Source organism: Paenibacillus sp. XY044 (genome assembly GCF_002257645.1).
Taxonomy (GTDB): Bacteria; Bacillota; Bacilli; order Paenibacillales; family Paenibacillaceae; genus Paenibacillus_AQ.
In genome coordinates this window covers 161,503-182,343 of record NZ_NQMO01000011.1, presented here as the reverse complement: position 1 = coordinate 182,343, position 20,841 = coordinate 161,503, and the positions used below count along the sequence as shown (strand labels likewise).

The following is a 20,841-nucleotide window of genomic DNA, read 5'->3' as shown; positions in this document are numbered from 1 at the left end:
ATCGCGATGAATTTAAGCGGAGTGCCGGAGCCCAAGATCGAATATGCTCCCAAACATTATATTTGCCGGCGGGCACGGGGACCGCTTGCCCTGGACGGACGCCTGGACAAGCCGTTCTGGTCTGAAGCGCAGTGGACGGAGGACTTCGTCGATATCGAAGGCGATCTGCGTCCCAAGCCAGCCAAGCAGACCCGGGTCAAAATGCTGTGGGACGACGAATATTTCTACTTCGGTGCAGAGCTGATCGAGGATCAGATATGGGCCACGCTGACCGAGCGGGATTCAGTCATTTTCTACGATAACGACTTTGAAATCTTTATTGATCCCGATGGGGATACGCATCAATATTACGAGTTTGAGATCAATGCCCTGAACACGGTCTGGGACCTGTTGCTGGTGCAGCCTTACCGCGACGGCGGGCCTCCGGTCAACGGCTGGGATATTGCCGGCCTGAAGACCGCGGTGCATATTGACGGCGAGCTGAACCGCCCGGACGCAGACAACCGGAAGTGGAGCGTGGAAGTGGCGATCCCGTGGGCGAGCCTGAAGGAATGCGCACCCGAGGGGCGGGGCCCTGCTGCCGGCGAATTCTGGCGCGTCAACTTCTCGCGTGTGGAATGGCGGACAGAGGTGCAGGACGGCGAATACCGCAAGGTGTTAAACCCTGAGACCGGCAAGCCGTATCCCGAGGACAACTGGGTATGGTCGCCGATGGGAATCATCAACATGCATTATCCGGAGCTCTGGGGGTACGTGGTATTCTCGGACGGGGAAGCGCCGGAGGCGTTTGTCCTGCCGGAAGAAGAGCGGATCAAGTGGGAGCTTCGCAAGCTCTATTACCGCGAACGCAACCACTATGAGGTTCACGGCCGGTTTACGGCGGATTGGGAGCAGCTAAAGGGCGGCGACACTTGGAGCATTGATCCGGAGATCGAAGTGACCCGCAGCCTGTTCCAGTTGACGGTTCCGTCTGCGGACGGACGAGCGGTGTACTGCATCCGCGAAGACGGGAAGCTGTGGAAGGAGGAAGCGAAATGACGACGAACACGACCGCGTTCTCGCTGGACCAGCGGATGCTGGAGCGGATCGAGGAGAAATTTCAGGAGAAGAAGGTGCTGGCCGAATCCCGGAAAAGGGAGCTGTTCGGCGTGTTTGAGGAGGAGCTGACCTCCGAGGAAACGTGGGCTTTGAAATATTTGTACGCGTACATGCCGGTCAACGACCTGGCGGATTACGACGGTTCGCTGTTTTTGAGCCATGTGCGCCGAACGTTGGCCATCCGCAAGGAGGTGCCTTGGGGAGAGCGGGTACCGGATCATCTCTTCCTGCACTTCGTGCTCCCTTACCGGGTCAATACTGAAAATATCGAGGATTCGCGCGGCATATTATATAACGAACTGGCCGAGCGGACCGCCGGACTGTCCATGGCGGAGGCCATTCTGGAAACAAACTATTGGTGCCATGAAAAAGCTACCTACATCGGCAGCGATCTGCGGACGATTTCGCCTCTGACGATGATCCGCACGGCCCGAGGCCGCTGCGGGGAAGAGTCGACGCTCGCCGTGGCCGCCCTGCGCAGCATCGGCATCCCTGCGCGCCAGGTCTATACCCCGCGCTGGGCGCACTGCGACGACAACCATGCCTGGGTGGAAGCGTGGGCCGACGGGCAGTGGTACTACATCGGCGCCTGCGAGCCGGAAGCCCGCTTGAACCAAGGCTGGTTCACACCGCCGGCACGCCGGGCGATGCTGATCAATACGAGGATTTACGCCGATTATCCGGGACCTGAGGATATTACGCTGGCTGACGAATGGTTCACGGAGATTAACCTGCTGGAAAATTACGCGCCGACGCGGACCATCCGCGTGGCGGTAAAGGACGATGCAGGTGTTCCGGTAGAAGGGGCCGAGGTGCGCTTTGAACTGTACAACATGGCGGAGCTGTATCCGATTGCCACGCTGCCGACGGACGAGCGGGGCGAAGTCTCCTTCAAGACGGGATTCGGCGACCTGGTCATTCGCGCCGTGAAGAATGGGCGCTGGGGCGAGATCAAAATTTCGGTCCAAGACAGCGACTGCTTCGAGCTCATCCTGGAGTCATCCGTTCAGCCGGAAGGAACGTCAGATTTTGACATGGTTCCGCCGCCCGAACGGGAAGGGGAAGCCGCGGACGCCGTCACGGAAGATAAGCTGCAGCGCCACAACGCCCGGATCGAAGAAGGCACGCGCATCCGGACCGCTTACGAGGAGACTTTCCTCGGCGAGGAAGATGCCGTCCGGTTGGCGAATTCGGCGGGACTCCCGTCCGAACGTGTAGGGGCGGTGCTGGGCAAGGCTCGGGGCAACGGCCGCGAAATCGCAGCGTTCCTGGAAGAGCGTTCCGGCGAATTCGGAGAGTGGCCGCTGCGGCTGCTGGAATCGCTGAACGACAAGGACCTGGCCGACACGTTCCGGCCGGCGCTGGACGACCACCTGACCGGAGCGCTGGAGCGCCGCGGCGATTGGGATGAGGACCTCTTCGTCCAGTACATCCTCTGCCCGCGAATCCAGTACGAAATGATCGTGCCCTACCGGAAGTTCTTCCAGGAAGCCTTTGCGCCGGAGGAGACGGCCGCATACCAGGCCGATCCGGCGCAGCTGGCCCGCCGCCTGGAGCAGGGCTTCGGGTTATGGCAGGACCTGCCGAACCTGATCGGCAAAGGCAATCCGGTCGGTACTTACCGGCTGGGCAAGGGTGACCCGGTATCGCTCGGCATTCTGTTCGTGGCGGCCAGCCGCAGCCTCGGCGTTCCGGCCCGCCTGCACCCGAGCGAGCAGAAGCCGCAGTATTGGCAGGGCGGCGGATGGAAAGACGCGCCGTTTACCCTGTACGCCTCTGCCGAAGAAGCCGGAAGCGCAGGCTGGGGCATGCTGCGCCTGCTGCGGGATGGAGCGGCCGGTCCGGATGCGCCTGCCGCATCTTACGGCGAAAACTTTACGTTCGGCCGGCTTGAAAACGGCGTATACAAAACGCTCGTCTACCCGTTCGGTCAAACCGACGTATACGACGCGCCGTTTGAAGTGGAACCGGGCGCGTACCGCCTGACGACGGGCATCCGCCTGAAAGACGGAACCGTGCGGGTGCGCCTCAGCTACTTTACGGTGAACGAAGGGGACACGACGGAGGTGCCGCTGGCCTTCCGTGAAGCCACCGAGGAGATTCCGGTGCTGGGCACGCTGGACCGCGGCGGGAAAGTTACGCTATTGGATGGGGCGGCCGCCGCGCTGGACGGTTTGATCGGCTCCCAAGGAGCCATCGCGGCCTGGATCGAGCCCGAGCGCGAGCCGACCAAGCACCTGCTGCGTGAGCTGGGCGAGCTGGCGGAGTCGTTTGACAAGCTGGGGGTCCCGATCGTCCTGATCATTGGGCATCGCGAATGGACGGCTTCCTTCGATCCGGCCGCTTATCCGAATCTGCCGGCACGGACGGCGTTTGTACGGGATTACAGCTATGCTTTCCTGCCTGACCTGATCGCATCTTCGGCGGCGAGCGAAGCGGGCTACCCGCATCTGTTTGTGCTGGATGCTCAGAACCAGATCCGGTATACAGCGTCGGGCTACAAGATCGGCACCGGGAAAGAGGCGCTGCAGATTTTATCGGCGGTGACGAAGCAGGGTTAAATGCAGGGCAAGCCGATCTAACAGAACAACCCTACAGAACAACCCAACCGGGATCGCGATTCTGTACAACCCAATAAGAAACGGAGTGTCTTAGGTATGTCGAAAAAATATATTGTGGCGGGTTACGCCGTGGACGCCGTGCTGCCGGAAATGACGGCAGAGGATCTGTCCAAGCTGACCCATCTGAACGTGGCATTCGGCCATGTCCGCGATGACGAAATTACGACGGAGCATTTGAAGAACGGTGAAGCCATCCGGTCCATCAAGCGGGACCATCCCGAGCTGACGCTGCTGCTGTCGGTCGGCGGGTGGAGCGCGGGCGGCTTCTCCGAAGCGGCCGCAACCGAGGAAGGAAGAGCCCGCATGGCGGCATCGGCCGTGCGGGTGCTGAACGAATATCCTTTTGACGGAATCGATCTGGATTGGGAGTATCCGTGCTACGGCGAGGCGGACATCGCCTCAAGTCCGGATGACAAACAGAACTTTACGCTGCTTCTGGCAGCGATTCGGGAAGCGCTCGATGCCAAAGGGACCGCGGACGGCCGCCACTACCTGCTGACGATTGCTGCGGGGGCGGACCAATATTACGTGGACGGCACGGAGATGGATCAAGTGCAGAAGTACCTCGATTTCGTACAGCTGATGACTTACGACATGCGGGGCGGATTCCAGGTGCTGACGGGCCATCATACGAACCTGTATACTGGAACGGGCGATTTGTTCCGTATCAGCACGGACGCATCCGTGAACATCTTTGTCCGCGCGGGCGTGCCGCGGGAAAAAATCGTGATCGGAGCGGCATTCTACTCCCGCATCTGGAACGAGGTCCCGGACCGCAACCGAGGGTTGTACCAAATGGCAGGCACGACGGGCGGATACGGCCCTTCCTTTACGGAGCTGGCTGCCGATTACATCGATAAAAACGGCTACACGCGCTACTGGGACGAAGAAGCCCGTGCGCCGTTCCTGTTTAACGGGTCGAGCCTGATTTCCTACGACGACGAGGAATCCATCGGGCATAAATGCGAGTACGTGAAGGAGCAGGGACTGGCAGGTATCATGTTCTGGGAATACGGCTGCGACCGGACGCACCGCCTGCTGGGCGCGATGCATGAAGGGCTCGGTGCTAAGTAAAGAAGGCCTTAGCCGAGAAATCGCCAAATGAAAGAACCACGATTTGAACGGACATGTTTCAAAACCACCGGGCGCTGTTTGGCGCTTTGGTCCCCATGCATCCTCCCCTTGTTACAAGGGAAGGATGCATTTTTGCTTTCATGAGGATGATCACTACATACTGCTGGATGAAGGCCGTCTTTTGCGAGGCTTGCCGCATGCGTATCCGTTCTCTGGTATTTCATTTCGTAGTTTATATTTTTTGATATATATAAGTTCGATTTCTATTTCTTCTATCACCCCAAGCAGTGAACAATACGATTAGTATGAGTCCTCGGATGCTTCCATCCATCTTCATCAAAAAAACGCTCAGGATAACCATTTGAAACAGACCATCAATATGTTTGTTCTTTCATTAATTTTATTGGAATTTATTTCAATTAAATTCTATTTATTAGTTGACAAACCATATATAAGTTGTTATATGTTAAATATACCAAATTTTAGGAGGTTATGATTATTAATGAAGAAGAAAATTACAGCACTCTTATCATCAGTCGTTTTACTAACTGCCGTCGCTACCTCTGCATCCGCTGAAAGCGCTGAAGAAACAGCAGCGCCACAGGATTCTGGGATTTTCACCCCCTATGTGAATACGGGATGGATTAAACAGAATGGGATTGAAGCGAGAGTTTATACTGACCGCACTAGCAGCTATCCAGTCTCCGATACTTATATCGGTATCACCGGCGAGAAGAAGACTGCAGGATCAGCATATTACCAACTCACTCTTGATAAGAAAAATGGAAGTACATATTCTCAGGTCGCCTCGACTCGAGGAACATTTGCTTCCTCGACCGGCCAGTGGCAAGTTCAAATTGACGATATTTTATCAACAGGCAGCACAGGAACTTATCGAGTCATGTTGAAGGTTTTTGCATACGGCGATTGGGATACATGGCTGGGTGATTGGATTTCTGACGACTTTGTTGTAAATAACTAATTTTTATCATACTTGATCGAAGCCGCCTCTATTTGCCACAATGGAACAATGGAGGTGGATTGACATGGGAGAACGAAAGGTCATTGACGCTTCGGCGAAGTTGAACACGGTGGAATCGATCCGGGCGGATCTTGGCCGTCTCGGCGTCCGGGAAGGCGACACGCTGCTGGTGCATTCCTCGTTATCAAAAATCGGATGGGTGTGCGGCGATGCGGAAGCCGTCATTCTGGCGCTGCAGCAGGCGCTGGGCGATGCCGGGACGCTGGTGATGCCGGCCCACAGCGGCCAGGTGTCCGATCCGGCGGAATGGGCTAACCCGCCCGTGCCGGCCGCATGGCTGGAGGAGATTTACGCGAATATGCCGGCGTTTGACCCGAATTATACCGCGACCCGGGCGATGGGGAAAATCGCGGAGCAGTTCCGCTCGCTGCCGGGGACCCACCGCTCGTACCATCCGCAGGTGTCGTTTGCGGCCAGGGGACCGCATGCGGCGGAAATTACCGGCGTGCATGCGCTGACGCCGCAGTTCGGCGAAGATTCGCCGCTGGGCGCCCTGTACCGGCTGGATGCGAAGGTGCTGCTGCTTGGGGTCGGATACGATTCCTGCACGACCTTTCATATGGCGGAAACTCAGATTGCAGAGATGCCGCGGAAAAGAATGGGGGCCGCCATTCTGGAGGACGGCGAGAGAACGTGGAAATGGTTCGAAGACTATGCCTATGATTCCGACGACTTTGACCGGCTAGGGCAGGATTTTGAAGAGAAGGGACATGCCGCCGTAGGTCAGGTGGGCATGGCGGAATGCCGGCTGCTGCCGGTCAGGGCGGCAGTCGATTATGCGGCTTCATGGTTAAAAAGGCACCGCTTCTCATAAGAAGCGGTGCCTTTAGCCTGTTGAAAAAACTTCAACGGGCTTTTCTATCATTTAGGTTCTTGCGGATTTCGGTTCGAGAACGATGGCGAACCCCCATTAGAAACGTTTGGCAACTTCCTTGGCTTGCGCAATCGCTTTTTCTTTTACCAATGGAGCCTGCTCTGATATTGCCGTTCCTTCAACAGAAATAGCCTCAGATTCAATCCCATAGAACTGTAAAATCTTGTTCATATAGCTGTGTCCCATTTCAATTGGAGCTAAAGGACCTTCCGAATAAACGGAACCGCTAGCTTGAATGTGCAAGGCTTTCTTGCCGGGCAACAGACCTACAGGACCATTTTCGGTATATTTGAAAGTCTTGCCCGGAATGGAAGTCGCATCCGTGTATGCTTTCAAAACCGGCGGGACCGTAAAATTCCACATCGGGGAGACATAAACGTACTTATCGGCTGCCACGAATTGATTAAGAATCTCCTCAAGACGGGCTACTTTTGATTTCTCGGCTTCGGACAGCTGATCGAAAGTCGAACCCGACCGAAGCTTTCCCCACCCCCTTAAAACATCAGCATCGATTTGCGGAATATTTTCTTTATACAGATCCAAATGAACAACTTCATCTGTTGGATTTGCTTCACGGTACGCTTCAATAAATTCTTTGCCCACCGCGAGGCTATAAGATTCCTCAGGATTAAGGGGATGTGCGGTGATGTACAGTACAGTTGCCATGATTCATACTTCCCTTCTGAAAATGATTTTAAGAACATTTACAATGCTGATCATATAATATTAACTTACTTATGGTAAGTAGGCACAATAATGTGGTATAGTAACAAAAAAGGTACTGTAACGGAGGCGGCCAACGTATGCAAAAGAACCCTGTCCAATGTCAATTCGTAGTTGCGCTGGATTCGATCGTCGGCAAATGGAAGCCGATTATCCTTTATCATTTGCTTCAAGGCAAGCCATTGCGGTTCAATGAGCTCAGGAGATTACTGCCAGATATCACGCAAAGGATGCTTACGCTCCATCTGCGCGAATTGGAGGAAGAGGAGATCGTTAACCGAATCGTTTATCCGCAAGTCCCGCCAAAAGTGGAATACTCCATCACGGAATACGGCAAGAGCCTGTCTCCGATCTTGGAATCCTTGCATCAATGGGGAGTGGCCCATGTCAAGCGAAAGCAGCTCAAAATGACGAATAATGAACAAAAAGAAACGGACTAGCGTTTATTATGCTAGTCCGTTTCATTCTGTTTGCAGTCACAAAATATAACAAACGTGATTACGAAGCGTGTCTGGAACCGCGGCCTGGCATCAGATCGAAGGAAGACAAATAAGCAAACGCCAAAAGGCACCGCTTCACATGAGGAGCGGTGCCTTTTCGGGCTTGTCGTTACAGATCCGCGACCACGCGGAAACCGATGTTGCCTGTAGAGCTGTCCGGTGTATTGCCGCTGCGCGCGGCGACGCGATATCGGTTGCAGTAGGATTGATGGCATAAGTACGATCCGCCCTTCATGAGGCGGGCGTTTCCCTGGGCGGGCCCTTCCGGCCGTTCCGATGAGCCGCGCTGTGCCGGGTCGGACGTAAACCAGTCGCCGCACCATTCCCAGACGTTGCCCGACATGTTGTACAACCCGTATCCGTTCGGGAGATAGGCGTCCACGGGGGCGGTGCCGAGATAGCCGTCGCTGGCATGATTTTTGGTAGGGAATACGCCCTGCCAAATGTTGCAGCGGTGCTCCCCTCCAGGGCGCAGCACGTCGCCCCAAGGGTAGCGCTTGCGCTCCAGGCCGCCGCGGGCCGCGGCTTCCCACTCCACTTCGGCGGGCAGCCGGACACCGGCCCAGGCGCAGTATGCGGCTGCGTCATTCCAGGAGACATGGACCACGGGATGGTCCATCCGGTCACCGATGCCGCTGCCGGGGCCTTCCGGCTCCCGCCAAGTGGCGCCTTCGACGCCGAGCCACCATGGCGTCCGCTGCGGGGAGCCGACGATCTTCACCTGCTGGGAATCCGGAATCAGCAGTTGGAATACGTACGACCAGCCGAAATTTTCGGCTTCGGTGACGTAGCCGGTCGCCTGGACGAAAGCGGCGAATTCGGCGTTCGTGACGGCATAAGGCGACATGCGGAACGCCGGGATGTGCACCGGCCGCGCAGGCCCTTCGGCGTCCGAGGCGAAGCCTTCCCCGTCATCGGTGCCGAGGATATAGGTGCCCTCGGGGATGATCGGCCACTGGGAGGAATCGGGCCGTGCCGGATTTTCTGCCGGGCTTGTCTCTTGCTGGGCGGCAGGGCTAGGGAAACGTTCAGCCGCGGAACCGGCAAGAGAAGGCGAAACCGGGTCTGAATCGTCAGCTGATACCGTCAGGGTATCCGGTTCCGTGCCTTTTTCTGTTTCTTGGGGGGCTTGAAGCTCGCTTGCGGCGATGGCACCCGCTTTCGCTTCGTGGGGAAGCTTCGCTTGGGGCGGGTTCAATTCCCCGGAAGCAGGGGTTCCACAAGCGGAAGCCTGCAAAGCGTCGGCCCGCCCGGCTGAACAGCAGCAGGACGAGGCCTGTGCCTTACCGGCATTCTCCGGCGTTGGAACTTTGGAAGAGGTCTCTTGGGTCATCTTTGATCCTTACTCCTTTCCTGAGGGGAGATGATCTTTCTAACATGTTTCATGTTCATTCGAATGTAATGCTTCCAAACGCATCGTGATCAGCGGCTCAGACTTTGGCCGCTCAAAGTTCTGCGTGCTCAGCAGGTCAATTGCTCGAGCATCAGAAGCGCCGCCCCGACGGCGATCGCTTCTTCGCCGAAACTGCCTTTGCTGAAAATGACCTGGTATTTCGGGTAATGATACGTTTTGCGGATGGCGGTCTGGGTCGCCGTATAGAAGAACAGGTTCGAATCCATCATCAGCGGTCCGCCAAGGACCACCTTCTCGGGATACAAAATGTTCAGCAGGTTGGCCAGGCCGATGCCAAAGTACGTTGCCGCCTGGGTCACGACTTCGGTGACCATCGGATCCATCAGCTTCAGCGCCTGCATGATATGGCTGAAGCGGGCCGGCTCGTCCGGCTCCAGCATCTGCTGCAGCCGGCTGCTCCGGCCGATCCGCAGCCGGGAATTCACTTCGCGCTCGATCGCATGGACCGACGCGTAGGAATCGAGGCAGCCGTGGTTGCCTTTGGCGGTTCGGTAAGGGATGCCATCCGCCTGGATGATCATCTGCCCAAACGAGCCTTCCATATCGGCTGCCCCATAGATCAGCTTGCTGTCCGACATCATGGACAGCCGCAGGCCCGTGCCGCCATGCACGTACAGCATGTGGCGGAAATCCTTGCCGCGGTTCGCCCACGCTTCGGCGACGATGGCGGCATTGGCGCCGTTGTCGAGCAGCACCGGAACGTGCAGCGCCTCCTCGATGAGGCGCACGATCTCGACATGCTGCCAGCCCGGCGCGGCAAACCACTCCGGCTCCTCAATGATGCCGGCCTCGCGGTCAAGCGGGCCGACAGCGCCGATGCCCATGCCGATGACTTGGCCCAGCGGGATGCCGTGTGCGGCAAGCCATTCCTTGGCGCGGTCGACAACCTCGCCGATCAGCCGCTCCGGCGTCATGTCGCCCGTCATGTCCCATTCGGCCGTCTCCAGCGTCTGCCCGTTCAAATCGAGCAGAATGAGGCGGGAGACGACACGGGAGACATCGAGGCCGAACGCATAGCCATACTCGCCCCGGACTTGGTATAGAATCGGACGCCGTCCCCCGGTCGAAGCGCCAAGTCCGCTCTCGGTTATGACGCCGATGGAGACAAGCTCGTCGAGGACGCGGGTCAGCGTGCTGATGGTCAGCCCGCTTGAGGCCAGCAGGTCGCTCTTGGAAATTTCCTGCTTGCGCCGGATATCATAGAACAGTTCCTTCGCTTTCGGTGAGGGAATGCGTTCTTTTACATTCCATCTCTCTTCCTTGAATTCTTGCATATCACCGTTATCCTCACTATTCTGAACCGTTAAAGCCAGCGGGTGACTCCCAAAAAAACGATCACGGCGGCGTGCGCCGGAGGGGCTTCCTGCTGGCAAAGGTTTTTCTACAATTATACGTACTGGCTGCTTCATGATTATCATACACACGGCCCCAACAAGTGGCAACCGGGCTGCAACTTCATCCGGGAGGCGTTACCCCTCATTATACCTATCTTAATTTCTTTTTGGAATAAAGTAATTGGAGTAATCCGTTTTCATTGTTTTCCAATCGGCTTGATATGCACGAAAAAACGAATAATTTCATTTACTTTTCATCACGTGAAGGGTTTAATAAGGGGGAACGAGGCAATTTCAAGGATTCTCTTAAGGTTACTGATCATATCCGCTGAATTCAAGGAGGAGAGCCGATGAATTTGAACGAGGACAAAGGCAGGCCTAATGTGCTGCTGATTACTGTGGACCAGATGCGATTCGACTGTCTCAGCATCGCCGGCCATCCCGTCGTGGAAACGCCGAATCTGGACGAGCTTGCCCGGACCGGCGTCAGGTTCAGCCGCGCCTATTCGGCGACCCCGACCTGCGTTCCTGCCCGTGCGGCCATCTTTACGGGCCAGTCCGGGCGGACGCATGGACGTGTCGGGTATCAGGATCGGGTACCGTGGAATTATCCGGTCACGCTGCCGGGGGAGCTGGCCAAAGCGGGATACCATACGCAGTGCATCGGCAAAATGCATGTGTATCCCGCCCGTAACCTGCTTGGATTTCACAACGTTGTGCTGCATGACGGCTACCTGCATCACAACCGCAATTTTCACGGAATCCCGATGCAGGAGCATTATGATCAGGTGGACGATTATTTGCAGTGGCTCCGGGATCGAGTGCCCGGCGCCGATCTGATCGACACGGGCCTGGATTGCAACGCATCGACCGTCGCACGGCCGTGGCATCTGGACGAAATGCAGCATCCGACGAACTGGGTCGTGACCCAGTCGATCGATTTCCTGCGCCGCAGAGACCCGGGGAAGCCGTTCTTCCTGTGGATGTCCTTCGTCCGCCCGCATCCGCCGTTCGATCCGCCGCAGGCGTATTTGGATCTTTACGAAGATGTGGATATTCCGGATCCGCCGGTCGGAGACTGGGCGCAAGGGGATGACCCTGCTCTGGAAGGTTTGGCGCCGACGACGGGCAAGGGGCTCGTCCCCAAACGCAGGCTGCGCAGGGCAAGGGCCGCCTATTATGCGCTGATCACCCACCTGGACCACCAAATCGGCCGGTTCCTGCAGGCTCTGAACGAGTACGGAGAGCTCCATAACACGGTTATCATGTTCACCTCGGATCACGGAGAGCTGCTTGGCGACCATCACTTGTTCCGGAAGGCGCTGCCTTATGAAGGAAGTGCTCACGTACCGTTTATCGTGAACGACCCCGGCAACCGGCTCCATCTCAAGCGGGGGGCCGTGGCCGATGAGGTCGTGGAGCTGCGGGACATTATGCCGTCACTGCTTGATGCGGCAGGGGTTCAGATCCCGGAAGGTGTCGAAGGGGACAGCATCTGGAAGCTGGCCGCGGCCGGGAACAAAGCGAATGATACGCAGCCGGCATGGCGGAACCATCTGCATGGGGAGCACGCATACGGTCTTCAGTCCACCCAATGGGTCACGAACGGGACGGAGAAGTTCATATGGTATTCGCAAACCGGGGAAGAGCAGTTTTTTAACCTGGCGAAAGACCCCATGGAGCTGCACAACGTCATTTCCGAAGAAGCCTGCCGGGAACGGATCGATCATTGGCGTTCTATTCTCATTCGCGAGCTGGAAGGGCGGGAAGAAGGCTTTACGGACGGAGAGCGGCTCATCGCCGGCCGGAAGCAGGCGGCGGCACTGTCCCATATCCGGGCTTGATGGCAGCAGCGGGTTCTTTATTTTAACGATATTGTATTAACGATATAAAACCATATGGGCAGCTGATGTCTTGATACAGGTAACGTTTACGACTTGGCAGGTTTTTCTACGATACGTTAACGGTAAATTGAGGAGATGATCCGAATGATTAAGCTTGACCGGGTTTGGGAAGACGCAAGCGTCCTTCATATTCACCGCGAGGAGGCGAGATCCTATTACATTCCTTATGCCGACGCCGATTCGGCGCGTTCCGGCAAGCGCTCCAGATCCCCTTTGTTCCAAACATTAAACGGCGCCTGGAAGTTTCAGTACCATGAAAGCGTCCGGGACGTGACGGATACGTTCTATGAAGACGCGTTCGATGCTTCTTCATGGGAGGAACTCGTCGTCCCGTCGTGCTGGCAGACCGAAGGGTACGACCAGCTCCATTATACGAACGTCAATTATCCGATTCCGGTGGATCCGCCTTACGTTCCGGACCGCAATCCTGCCGGGCTCTACGTCAGGGAGTTTACGGTGCGCGAAGACTGGACGGGCAAGCAGGTCTACACCATGTTCGAAGGGGTTAATTCCTGCTTCTACCTGTGGATCAACGGGCAGTTTGCCGGGTACAGCCAAGGCAGCCGGATACCGGCCGAGTTTAACGTTTCCGGGCTGATCCGGCCGGGAACGAATCGCATCGCCGTCATGGTCCTCAAATGGTGCGACGGCACTTATTTGGAAGATCAGGACGTCTGGCGGTTCTCCGGGATATTTCGGGACGTGTACCTGCTCGCCCGGGATGAGGCCCATGTCCGCGACGTATTTATCAAACAGGTCATTTCGCCGGATCATGCCTCAGCGAAACTCCTGTGCGAGGTGGAGACGAGCGGCGCGCTGGATGCGCTGGCCCTGCTGCAGGATGCGGATGGAACGACCGTAGCCAAAGGGGCGGTTCGGGCGGACGGACGGAGCGTCATTACGCTGGAGATCGAAAATCCGGTGCTGTGGAACGCGGAGCAGCCATATTTGTACGAGTTATTTGTGCAGGACGGAAGGGAAGTGCTCCGTTTTCCGGTCGGATTCCGCCGGATCGACATTGTTGACAGCGTATTCAGGATTAACGGCCAGGCAGTCAAACTGAAGGGCGTAAACCGTCACGACTCCCACCCTGATTTGGGACAGACGGTGCCGCTGAACCATATGATCCGGGACCTGAAGCTGATGAAGCGGCATAACGTGAATACGGTCCGGACCTCCCACTATCCGAACGATCCGCGGTTTTTGGAGCTATGTGACCGGATGGGCTTCTATGTGGTCGACGAGGCCGATCTGGAATGCCACGGGCTGGCCGTATCCGGAGATTTCCATCAGCTGACCCGCGATCCCGATTGGGAGAAGGCGTTTGTGGACCGGGCCATCCGGCTGGTGGAGCGCGACAAAAACCATCCTTGCGTCATCATTTGGTCCATGGGCAACGAATCGGGATACGGGCGCAACCATATTGCCATGGCCGAATGGACCCGTTCACGCGACGGCAGCAGACTGGTCCATTATGAAGGTGCCTCCCTGCGCTACCATGGCGAGGGCGATACGGAGGCGCTCGACATCGAAAGCGAGATGTATCCGTCGCTGGAATACGTGGAGAGCTACGGCCAAAATCCGGATCATCCGAAGCCGCTGTTCCTGTGCGAATACAGCCATGCTATGGGCAACGGGCCAGGCGATCTAAAAGAGTACTGGGATTTGTTCTACGCCTACCCGAATTTGATGGGCGGCTGCGTGTGGGAATGGAACGATCACGGCATCCGCACTAAAGCGCCTGACGGGCGTGAGTATTTCGGTTACGGCGGGGACTTCGGGGATCATCCGAACGACGGCAATTTCTGCATCGACGGCCTCGTGTCGCCGGATCGGGTTCCGCATGTCGGACTGCTGGAGCTGAAGCAGGTTATTGCGCCGGTGCGCATGGAAGCCGAGGATTTGTCCCGCGGCACGCTGATCATTACGAATCTGTACGATTTTTCCGACCTGTCCCATTTGACCTTCGACTGGACGCTGGAGCGGTGCGGAGAAATCGTGGAGCAGGGAAGTCTGGGGACGATCCAGGCAGGTCCCCGGGAGAACGTGACGGTCATCATTCCGTTCCAAAAGGCGTTTCCCGACGGGCGCTGCTTCCTGACGCTGACCGCCTCGCTCTGTGAATCCACAGAGTGGTCCGAGCGCGGGGAGAAAATCGCGTTTGCCCAGTTCGAGATGGCGGCGGAGGATTCCGCTGTCCAGCCGGAGCAAGGGTGGCTGACCGCCCTGCGCGCACGACCTGTGCACGTCGTGGAAGACGGGGCGCAGCTGATCGTGGCAGGGATGGATTTCCGTCACGTGTTTGACCGGAACCTGGGAACCTTTGTCCGCGTCTCCAAACAAGGGGTGGATATGCTTGCAGCGCCGCTGGCCTTTAGCATTTGGCGGGCGCCGACGGACAATGATCGCAACGTCCAGCATCAATGGAAGGATGCGGGGTACCATCGGGCAGACACCAAAGTATATCAAGTTCGGATGAGCGAGCCGCAAGAGGATGCGATCGAGATGACCGTGGACTTTTCGCTCGGCGGCTACATGAAGCATCCAGTCCTTCATGGACAGGCCGTATGGCGTGTGGACGGTTCGGGTGAGATTGCGCTGACGGCGAGCGTCAAGCTCCGGGAGGGGCTGCCGTTTCTGCCCCGCTTCGGACTTCGGGCCGTCATGCCGGTGGGCAGCGAGGAGGTCGAATATTTCGGTCTGGGTCCGCATGCCAGCTATGTTGACAAGCGCCAAAGCGTGCGAGTGGGCAAATACCTTCTTCGCGTCGACGACATGTTCGAGCCGTACATCATGCCGCAGGAGAACGGCTCGCGCTATGGGACGGAATGGGCGATGGTGACGAGCGAGCTGGGCATGGGGCTTGCTTTCCACGGAAATGCACCGTTTTCGTTTAACGCCTCCCATTACTTGCCGCAAGATCTGGAGGAAGCCGCTCATCTGCACCAGCTGGTCAAGCGGAAGGAAACGATCGTTCATCTCGACTACAAAATGAGCGGTGTCGGCTCCAATTCCTGCGGTCCGGAGCTGCTGGAGAAGTACCGTCTCGATGAGCGGGAATTCGAATTTTCCATCCGATTGCGCCCGGTCTTTAAAGAAGACGAATAAAAGGCAGAACAGAACATACGAAACCCCCGGCTCCGCACGGAGCCAGGGGTATTTTCGTGTGCAGGACGTTAGTCGAACAAGTCCCCGAACACGTCAAGCACGCTTTTTTTCTTTTTCTTATGATGCGGGTAAGAGGAATGGCCATGCTTGTCATATGAAGGATATTGCTGCTGCTGCGGCGGGTAGGGCTGACCGGAAGGGTAACTGTCCCTCGGCCTCTGGTTTCGTTCAGAATCCCCGTAATACCATTCGTTATAGTCTCCGCGAGCTTCGCGGACGTCGGTCATCAGCTTGTCCAGCTCACCGCGGTCCAGCCACACCCCTTTGCATGTCGGGCAAATGTCGATTAGAATTCCGTCTTTCTCCACTTCCTTCATGCGAGAGTCATCGCATATCGGACACTTCATCTCGATTTCCTCCTTATCATGCCATATTTCTAAATTATACGGGCCGGGAGCAGGATGGTTTCTTCTAAAATTTTCAACCATGCTTCTAATCCGTACTGTAAAGCTTTCACTTGACAAGGAATAATTATAAAAATATACTTACTTACAAAAAGTAATTAAATAAAAAGTTGGAGGAGTGCTGACATGCATCCTGAAATGAAGCTTGGACCGGTTAAAATCAAGATCAGCCGGATGGACCGTTCCATCGCCTTTTATACAGAGATTATCGGACTGCAAGTGTTGAAAAGAGAGGGGAGTACGGCGGAGCTGGGACCGAGGGGAGCCGCAAGCCCGATTCTGATCCTCGAGGAGCTGGAGGACGCCGTCATCGTGCCGGAGCGCTCGCATGCTGGACTGTACCATTTTGCGATCCTGCTGCCGAGCAGGGAACATCTGGGGACGGTCGTCCGCCATTTCATTCAAACCAACACGCCGTTCGGCCAAGGGGACCACGCGGTCAGCGAAGCGATTTATTTGAGCGACCCGGATCAGAACGGGATCGAAGTCTATGCAGACCGTCCCAGAGACACGTGGCGCAAGGAGCCGGACGGGAATTACGTCATGGTCACCGAAGCGGTGGACATCCGCGGCCTGCTGGAGCAGTCGGCCGAACTGGAATGGAAGGGGCTGCCTGCGGGAACGGTGATCGGGCATGTCCACTTCCATGTCGGAAGCCTGCCCGAAGCGAAGCGCTTTTACTGCGATATTCTGGGGTTTGACGTAGTCGGCGATTATGCGCGCATGCGCGCGCTGTTCATCTCGGCCGGAGGTTACCATCACCATATCGGTCTGAATATTTGGGCTGGCGCCGGAGCGCCGCCGGTTCCGGTCAATGCCGCCGGTATCGATTATATGACGGTTGAGCTGCCGGGAGCACGTGAGGTGGAGGAGCTTGTTCAGCGGGTTCGTGAGGCGGGAATTGCGGCGGAAGAGCAGGAAGAAGGTGCCTTTCTCCTCAGGGATCCTTGGAATATAGGGGTGCGGCTGACTTCGACCGGGCGCGGCTGAGTGCTTTTGGATTAAAAATCTATGGCCTGCCGATCAAGCCGTATTTCATAAACCGGATCATTTCGCTCCGGAATTCGGACAGGTTTTGCAACAACTCGCCCTGATTCATTTGATCATGCTGGAGAAGGGAGCAAATGCCGGCCGTCAGACCCAGCTCAAGGGTGAAAATATCTTGGATCATGTTCATCTTCCCTTCCTCGACCCGCCGCTTGATCTCCTTGATTTCGGCGCTTTGCCGGTATAGGGATTGGTCAAAATATTGGGAGAGCTCGGGGTAACGCGAAGATTCGGCAAAAAGAATGTTGTACTGCTCATGGTTCCGCTCGATCATCGTGATCCGTTTATTCACGTATCGCTCGACCAGCTCTTCGTTCGTGCATGGGCTCAAATCCGGATGCGCCAGAGTCTCTTCATCGGGCTCGGCGGTAACAACGCAGGCTTTAAGCAGTTCCATTTTGCTGCTGAAATATTTATACATGGCCGCTTCGGAAATGCCGCAGGATTTGGCGATGTCGCTTGTCTTCGTGGCATCATAGCCGGTCGTGGAGAAAAGCGTTCTTGCCTGCTGGATGATCCGCTGCTTGGTCTGTTCACCTTTGTTCATATCGATCTCCTTTTAGTTTCGTGAAAAGGGTATCCGCGTATTTAAAATTATAATGGAAGTGACAAAGAAGACCAGCACCTAAGCTGGTCTTTTTTCTGTGCACCTTTTTATATAAGTTGAAAATTGAAATGGATGATGAGGGCAAGTACTCTCTTGCTTGCATCGTATTCTTTAGTTCAACTTATATAGAATGATTATATCAGGTTAACTTTTTAAAAATCCAGGCTGCGCAAAGCTCGGATTCGGATATTTGTAGAAGCCCTCGCCGGCGGCGCGGCCGATCTTGCCTTTATCGAGATATTCGGTTTTCAGGAGATTCGCGATCTTCTCAAATTCAGGGGAGCCGGTTTCCTTCGCTTTGGCCAGGCCGATGTTGTAGGCGGTGTTGATACCTACGACGTCCAGAATGGCAAACGGTCCCATCGGAGCGCCGGTCGCCACCATCCACGTTTTGTCGATCGTCTCCGGGTCGGCCACTTCTTTGACCAGCAGCAGTTGGGCGGCTTCAAGCAGCGGGACTAGCAGGGAGTTCAGAATGTAGCCCGGCTGCTCCTTATATAGTGGCAGAGCCACCATGCCGATGGCCTTGGCGAATTCGATGACATCGTTGAACACGTTCATGTCCGTGCCGGGATGCTTCATGATTTCGCCGGTGTTGTTTTTCCAGATTTCATTGGCAAAATGCAGCGCCAAGAACTTCTCCGGCCGCCCGGTCGCTTCGGCGAACTGGCTCGGCAGCAGGGTAGAAGAGTTCGTGGCAAACACGGTCCGTTCCGGGGCAACCTTGCCCAGCTCCCGGTAAAAGTCGGTTTTGATCTGCACCACTTCCGGAATCGCCTCAATGACCAGATCGGCCTCGGCTGCCGCTTGGGCCAGGTCGCTGTTGAAGGAGAGCCGGTTAAGAGCTGCGGCGAGTTCTTCCTCTGAAGCGCCCAAATCATGCTGATAGTGGGGCATCAGATCGCGGATCCGGCTTTTGGCCCGCTCCAGCGCCTCATCGTTAATGTCGTATACGGTTACTTCAAAGCCCTTAAAGGCGGTCTGAAACGCAATTTGGCTGCCCAGCACGCCGCTGCCGGCAATCGTAATATGGTTGAAATTCATGATGCATTGCTCCCTTTATTATGCTGTGGTTATTGTCGTCATCGGGAAACCGATTCATACGAAAGGACCAGGTGTGAAGAAGGCCCGCGTGATTGCCGCCAGGACGGCCAGCCGGCATAAAAAAGAGCTGTCCGGGCAGCAAAAAAAGTGAAGAATTCAGTCTAGCATGCTATAAAAGTAAGTACTTACTAACTTATTTCCAAACCGATTATGCTCCTTTTTGGCCACCAAGTCAACAGCACAAATCAGGCAAAATTGTTCTTGCCTTTTTCACATGGCGGGGATACAATGTACCCATACAACTTGTACGTACATGTTCTAATAATTTGTTTATTACTATATATAAGTATGTACAAGTGAAAATATCAGTTTGCGCACAGCAAGTGACGAAACCGAAACATGGGAGGCTATAATCATGAAATTGAAACCGCATTCATTTTGGTTTGTAACCGGCAGCCAGCACTTATACGGACCCGAAACGCTGGAACAGGTGGCCGATCATTCCCGGATCATCGCGGAGCAGCTCGGGCAGGATACCGCTGCGATTCCGTATCCGGTCGTTTTTAAACCGATCGTGAAGACGTCCGATGAGATTTACCAGCTGATCGTCGCGGCGAACAGCGACGAATCCTGCGCCGGCATTATTACATGGATGCACACGTTCTCCCCGGCGAAAATGTGGATCCGCGGCTTGTCACAGCTTCAGAAGCCGCTGCTTCACCTGCATACGCAGTTTAACCGTGACATTCCATGGGAAACGATCGATATGGACTTTATGAACTTGAACCAGGCTGCCCACGGCGACCGGGAGTACGGTCATATCGGAGCCAGACTCGGCATCGCCCGCAAAGTGGTGGTCGGCCATTGGGAAGACGAGGACGTGCGCCGCAGCATCGGCGGATGGATGCGCACGGCGGCAGCTTATGCGGAGAGCCGCAGCCTGAAGGTAGCGCGCTTCGGCGACAACATGCGCGAAGTGGCCGTCACGGACGGCGACAAGGTCGAAGCGCAAATTCAACTCGGCTGGTCGGTCAACGGCTACGGCGTCGGTGATTTGGTCCAGGTGCTGAACGAAGTACAGGACAGCGAAGTCCAGGCGCTCCTGAAGGAGTATGCAGAGCAGTACAGCATTACGCAGGCGGGCTTGTCCGATGGACCGGTTCGCGATGCGATCGCCTATCAGGCACGGATCGAAATCGCCATGCGCCGCTTCCTGGAGGAAGGCGGATTCGGAGCTTTCACGACGACGTTCGAAGATCTTCACGGACTCCGGCAACTTCCGGGTCTTGCCGTGCAGCGGCTTATGGAATCCGGATACGGCTTCGGCGGCGAAGGCGACTGGAAGACGGCCGCGCTGACGCGCGTGCTCAAGGTTCTTGCAAACAACAAGAGCACGTCGTTCATGGAGGATTACACATACCATTTTGAGCCGGGCAACCAGATGATTCTCGGGGCGCACATGCTCGAGGTATGTCCGACGATCGCGGCCACGAAACCGGCGATTGAAGTGCATCCGCTCGGCATCGGCGGCAAAGAGGACCCAGCCCGCATCGTGTTCGACGGCCAGGACGGCCCGGCGGTCAACGCCTCCCTCGTCGATCTTGGACACCGCTTCCGCCTCCTGGTTAACGTCGTGGACGGCGTGAAGGTCGACAAGCCGATGCCGAAGCTTCCGGTGGCCCGCGTGCTGTGGAAGCCGCAGCCGTCGCTTCGCGAATCGGCCGAAGCCTGGATCCTGGCCGGAGGCGCGCATCATACGGTGCTGTCTTATGCCATGACGGCCGAAAACCTGACGGACCTTGCCGAAATGGCGGGCATCGAAGCCGTGGTGATCGACAAGGATACGTCCGTGCAGCGCCTGAAGAACGAACTCCGCTGGAGCGAGGCGGCTTACCGTTTAAGATAAACTGACCGATGTCTGTGTTCACCCGGCCTTGTGTTACAATACTCAAAGAGAACTAAGCCTTCCGGGATGAATCGGCAGATT

At 56.2% G+C, this 20,841-nt stretch carries 17 protein-coding genes; 11 read left to right on the top strand and 6 right to left on the bottom strand.

Features of this window, described 5'->3' with window-relative positions; translation table 11 throughout:
• Positions 1-6 precede the first annotated feature (6 nt).
• The 5 genes from CJP46_RS31475 (at position 7) to CJP46_RS31455 (ending at position 6,649) form a co-directional block, all read left to right on the top strand.
• The gene (locus tag CJP46_RS31475; protein ID WP_094599583.1) at positions 7-1,038 is read left to right on the top strand and encodes a carbohydrate-binding family 9-like protein; all 1,032 of its coding nucleotides are present in this window, start codon (positions 7-9) and stop codon (positions 1,036-1,038) included.
• The gene (locus tag CJP46_RS31470; RefSeq protein WP_094599582.1) at positions 1,035-3,659 is read left to right on the top strand and encodes a transglutaminase-like domain-containing protein; all 2,625 of its coding nucleotides are present in this window, start codon (positions 1,035-1,037) and stop codon (positions 3,657-3,659) included. The genes CJP46_RS31475 and CJP46_RS31470 overlap by 4 nt, the downstream gene beginning before the upstream one ends.
• Before the next feature lie 96 nt (positions 3,660-3,755).
• Complete coding sequence (locus tag CJP46_RS31465) at positions 3,756-4,793, top strand: glycoside hydrolase family 18 protein (RefSeq protein WP_094599581.1); 1,038 nt, start codon at positions 3,756-3,758, stop codon at positions 4,791-4,793.
• Positions 4,794-5,295: 502 nt separating this feature from the next.
• Positions 5,296-5,775, top strand: a complete 480-nt coding sequence (locus tag CJP46_RS31460) for a hypothetical protein (RefSeq protein ID WP_094599580.1) — start codon at positions 5,296-5,298, stop codon at positions 5,773-5,775.
• Between the two features lie 64 nt (positions 5,776-5,839).
• Complete coding sequence (locus CJP46_RS31455) at positions 5,840-6,649, top strand: AAC(3) family N-acetyltransferase (RefSeq protein ID WP_094599579.1); 810 nt, start codon at positions 5,840-5,842, stop codon at positions 6,647-6,649.
• Positions 6,650-6,745: 96 nt separating this feature from the next.
• Here CJP46_RS31455 and CJP46_RS31450 read toward each other — a convergent pair whose 3' ends face one another.
• Complete coding sequence (locus CJP46_RS31450; RefSeq protein WP_094599578.1) at positions 6,746-7,375, bottom strand: FMN-dependent NADH-azoreductase; 630 nt, start codon at positions 7,373-7,375, stop codon at positions 6,746-6,748.
• A 137-nt stretch (positions 7,376-7,512) separates the two neighbouring features.
• On the opposite strand from CJP46_RS31450, the gene CJP46_RS31445 reads away from it, so the two are divergent.
• Positions 7,513-7,872, top strand: coding sequence for a winged helix-turn-helix transcriptional regulator (locus CJP46_RS31445; protein WP_094599577.1), 360 nt, complete (start codon positions 7,513-7,515; stop codon positions 7,870-7,872).
• A 169-nt stretch (positions 7,873-8,041) separates the two neighbouring features.
• Here CJP46_RS31445 and CJP46_RS31440 read toward each other — a convergent pair whose 3' ends face one another.
• Positions 8,042-9,265 (bottom strand): formylglycine-generating enzyme family protein, encoded by a 1,224-nt coding sequence (locus CJP46_RS31440; protein ID WP_094599576.1) that lies wholly within the window; start codon positions 9,263-9,265, stop codon positions 8,042-8,044.
• A 128-nt stretch (positions 9,266-9,393) separates the two neighbouring features.
• On the bottom strand, positions 9,394-10,620 hold the full coding sequence (locus tag CJP46_RS31435) for an ROK family protein (protein WP_094599575.1): 1,227 nt from the start codon (positions 10,618-10,620) through the stop codon (positions 9,394-9,396).
• A 410-nt stretch (positions 10,621-11,030) separates the two neighbouring features.
• On the opposite strand from CJP46_RS31435, the gene CJP46_RS31430 reads away from it, so the two are divergent.
• Together CJP46_RS31430 and CJP46_RS31425 are read left to right on the top strand one after the other, a co-directional pair.
• Positions 11,031-12,524 carry an arylsulfatase gene (locus CJP46_RS31430; protein WP_094599574.1) on the top strand — a complete coding sequence of 498 codons (1,494 nt, stop codon included), beginning with the start codon at positions 11,031-11,033 and terminating at the stop codon, positions 12,522-12,524.
• 144 nt (positions 12,525-12,668) lie between these two features.
• Positions 12,669-15,692, top strand: a complete 3,024-nt coding sequence (locus CJP46_RS31425) for a glycoside hydrolase family 2 TIM barrel-domain containing protein (protein WP_094599573.1) — start codon at positions 12,669-12,671, stop codon at positions 15,690-15,692.
• A gap of 68 nt (positions 15,693-15,760) precedes the next feature.
• On the opposite strand, the gene CJP46_RS31420 is transcribed toward CJP46_RS31425, so the two are convergent.
• A complete protein-coding gene (locus CJP46_RS31420; RefSeq protein ID WP_094599572.1) occupies positions 15,761-16,099 on the bottom strand; it encodes a TFIIB-type zinc ribbon-containing protein in 339 nt (112 codons plus the stop codon).
• A 183-nt stretch (positions 16,100-16,282) separates the two neighbouring features.
• Here CJP46_RS31420 and CJP46_RS31415 point away from each other — a divergent pair, with 183 nt between their 5' ends.
• Entirely contained in the window at positions 16,283-17,146 is an 864-nt protein-coding gene (locus tag CJP46_RS31415) for a VOC family protein (RefSeq protein WP_094599571.1), read from the top strand.
• A gap of 19 nt (positions 17,147-17,165) precedes the next feature.
• On the opposite strand, the gene CJP46_RS31410 is transcribed toward CJP46_RS31415, so the two are convergent.
• Both CJP46_RS31410 and CJP46_RS31405 read right to left on the bottom strand, forming a co-directional pair.
• Positions 17,166-17,750: a TetR/AcrR family transcriptional regulator gene (locus CJP46_RS31410; protein ID WP_094599570.1), complete on the bottom strand. Its 585-nt coding sequence runs from the start codon at positions 17,748-17,750 to the stop codon at positions 17,166-17,168.
• Positions 17,751-17,954: 204 nt separating this feature from the next.
• A complete protein-coding gene (locus tag CJP46_RS31405) occupies positions 17,955-18,854 on the bottom strand; it encodes a 3-hydroxyacyl-CoA dehydrogenase (RefSeq protein ID WP_094599569.1) in 900 nt (299 codons plus the stop codon).
• Here CJP46_RS31405 and CJP46_RS36740 point away from each other — a divergent pair.
• Together CJP46_RS36740 and araA are read left to right on the top strand one after the other, a co-directional pair.
• Positions 18,853-19,005 (top strand): hypothetical protein, encoded by a 153-nt coding sequence (locus tag CJP46_RS36740; RefSeq protein ID WP_179281406.1) that lies wholly within the window; start codon positions 18,853-18,855, stop codon positions 19,003-19,005. The two genes, CJP46_RS31405 and CJP46_RS36740, sit on opposite strands and share 2 nt — an antisense overlap.
• Before the next feature lie 264 nt (positions 19,006-19,269).
• The gene (gene araA / locus CJP46_RS31400) at positions 19,270-20,760 is read left to right on the top strand and encodes an L-arabinose isomerase (RefSeq protein WP_094599568.1); all 1,491 of its coding nucleotides are present in this window, start codon (positions 19,270-19,272) and stop codon (positions 20,758-20,760) included.
• The last annotated feature ends 81 nt before the right edge of the window (positions 20,761-20,841 follow it).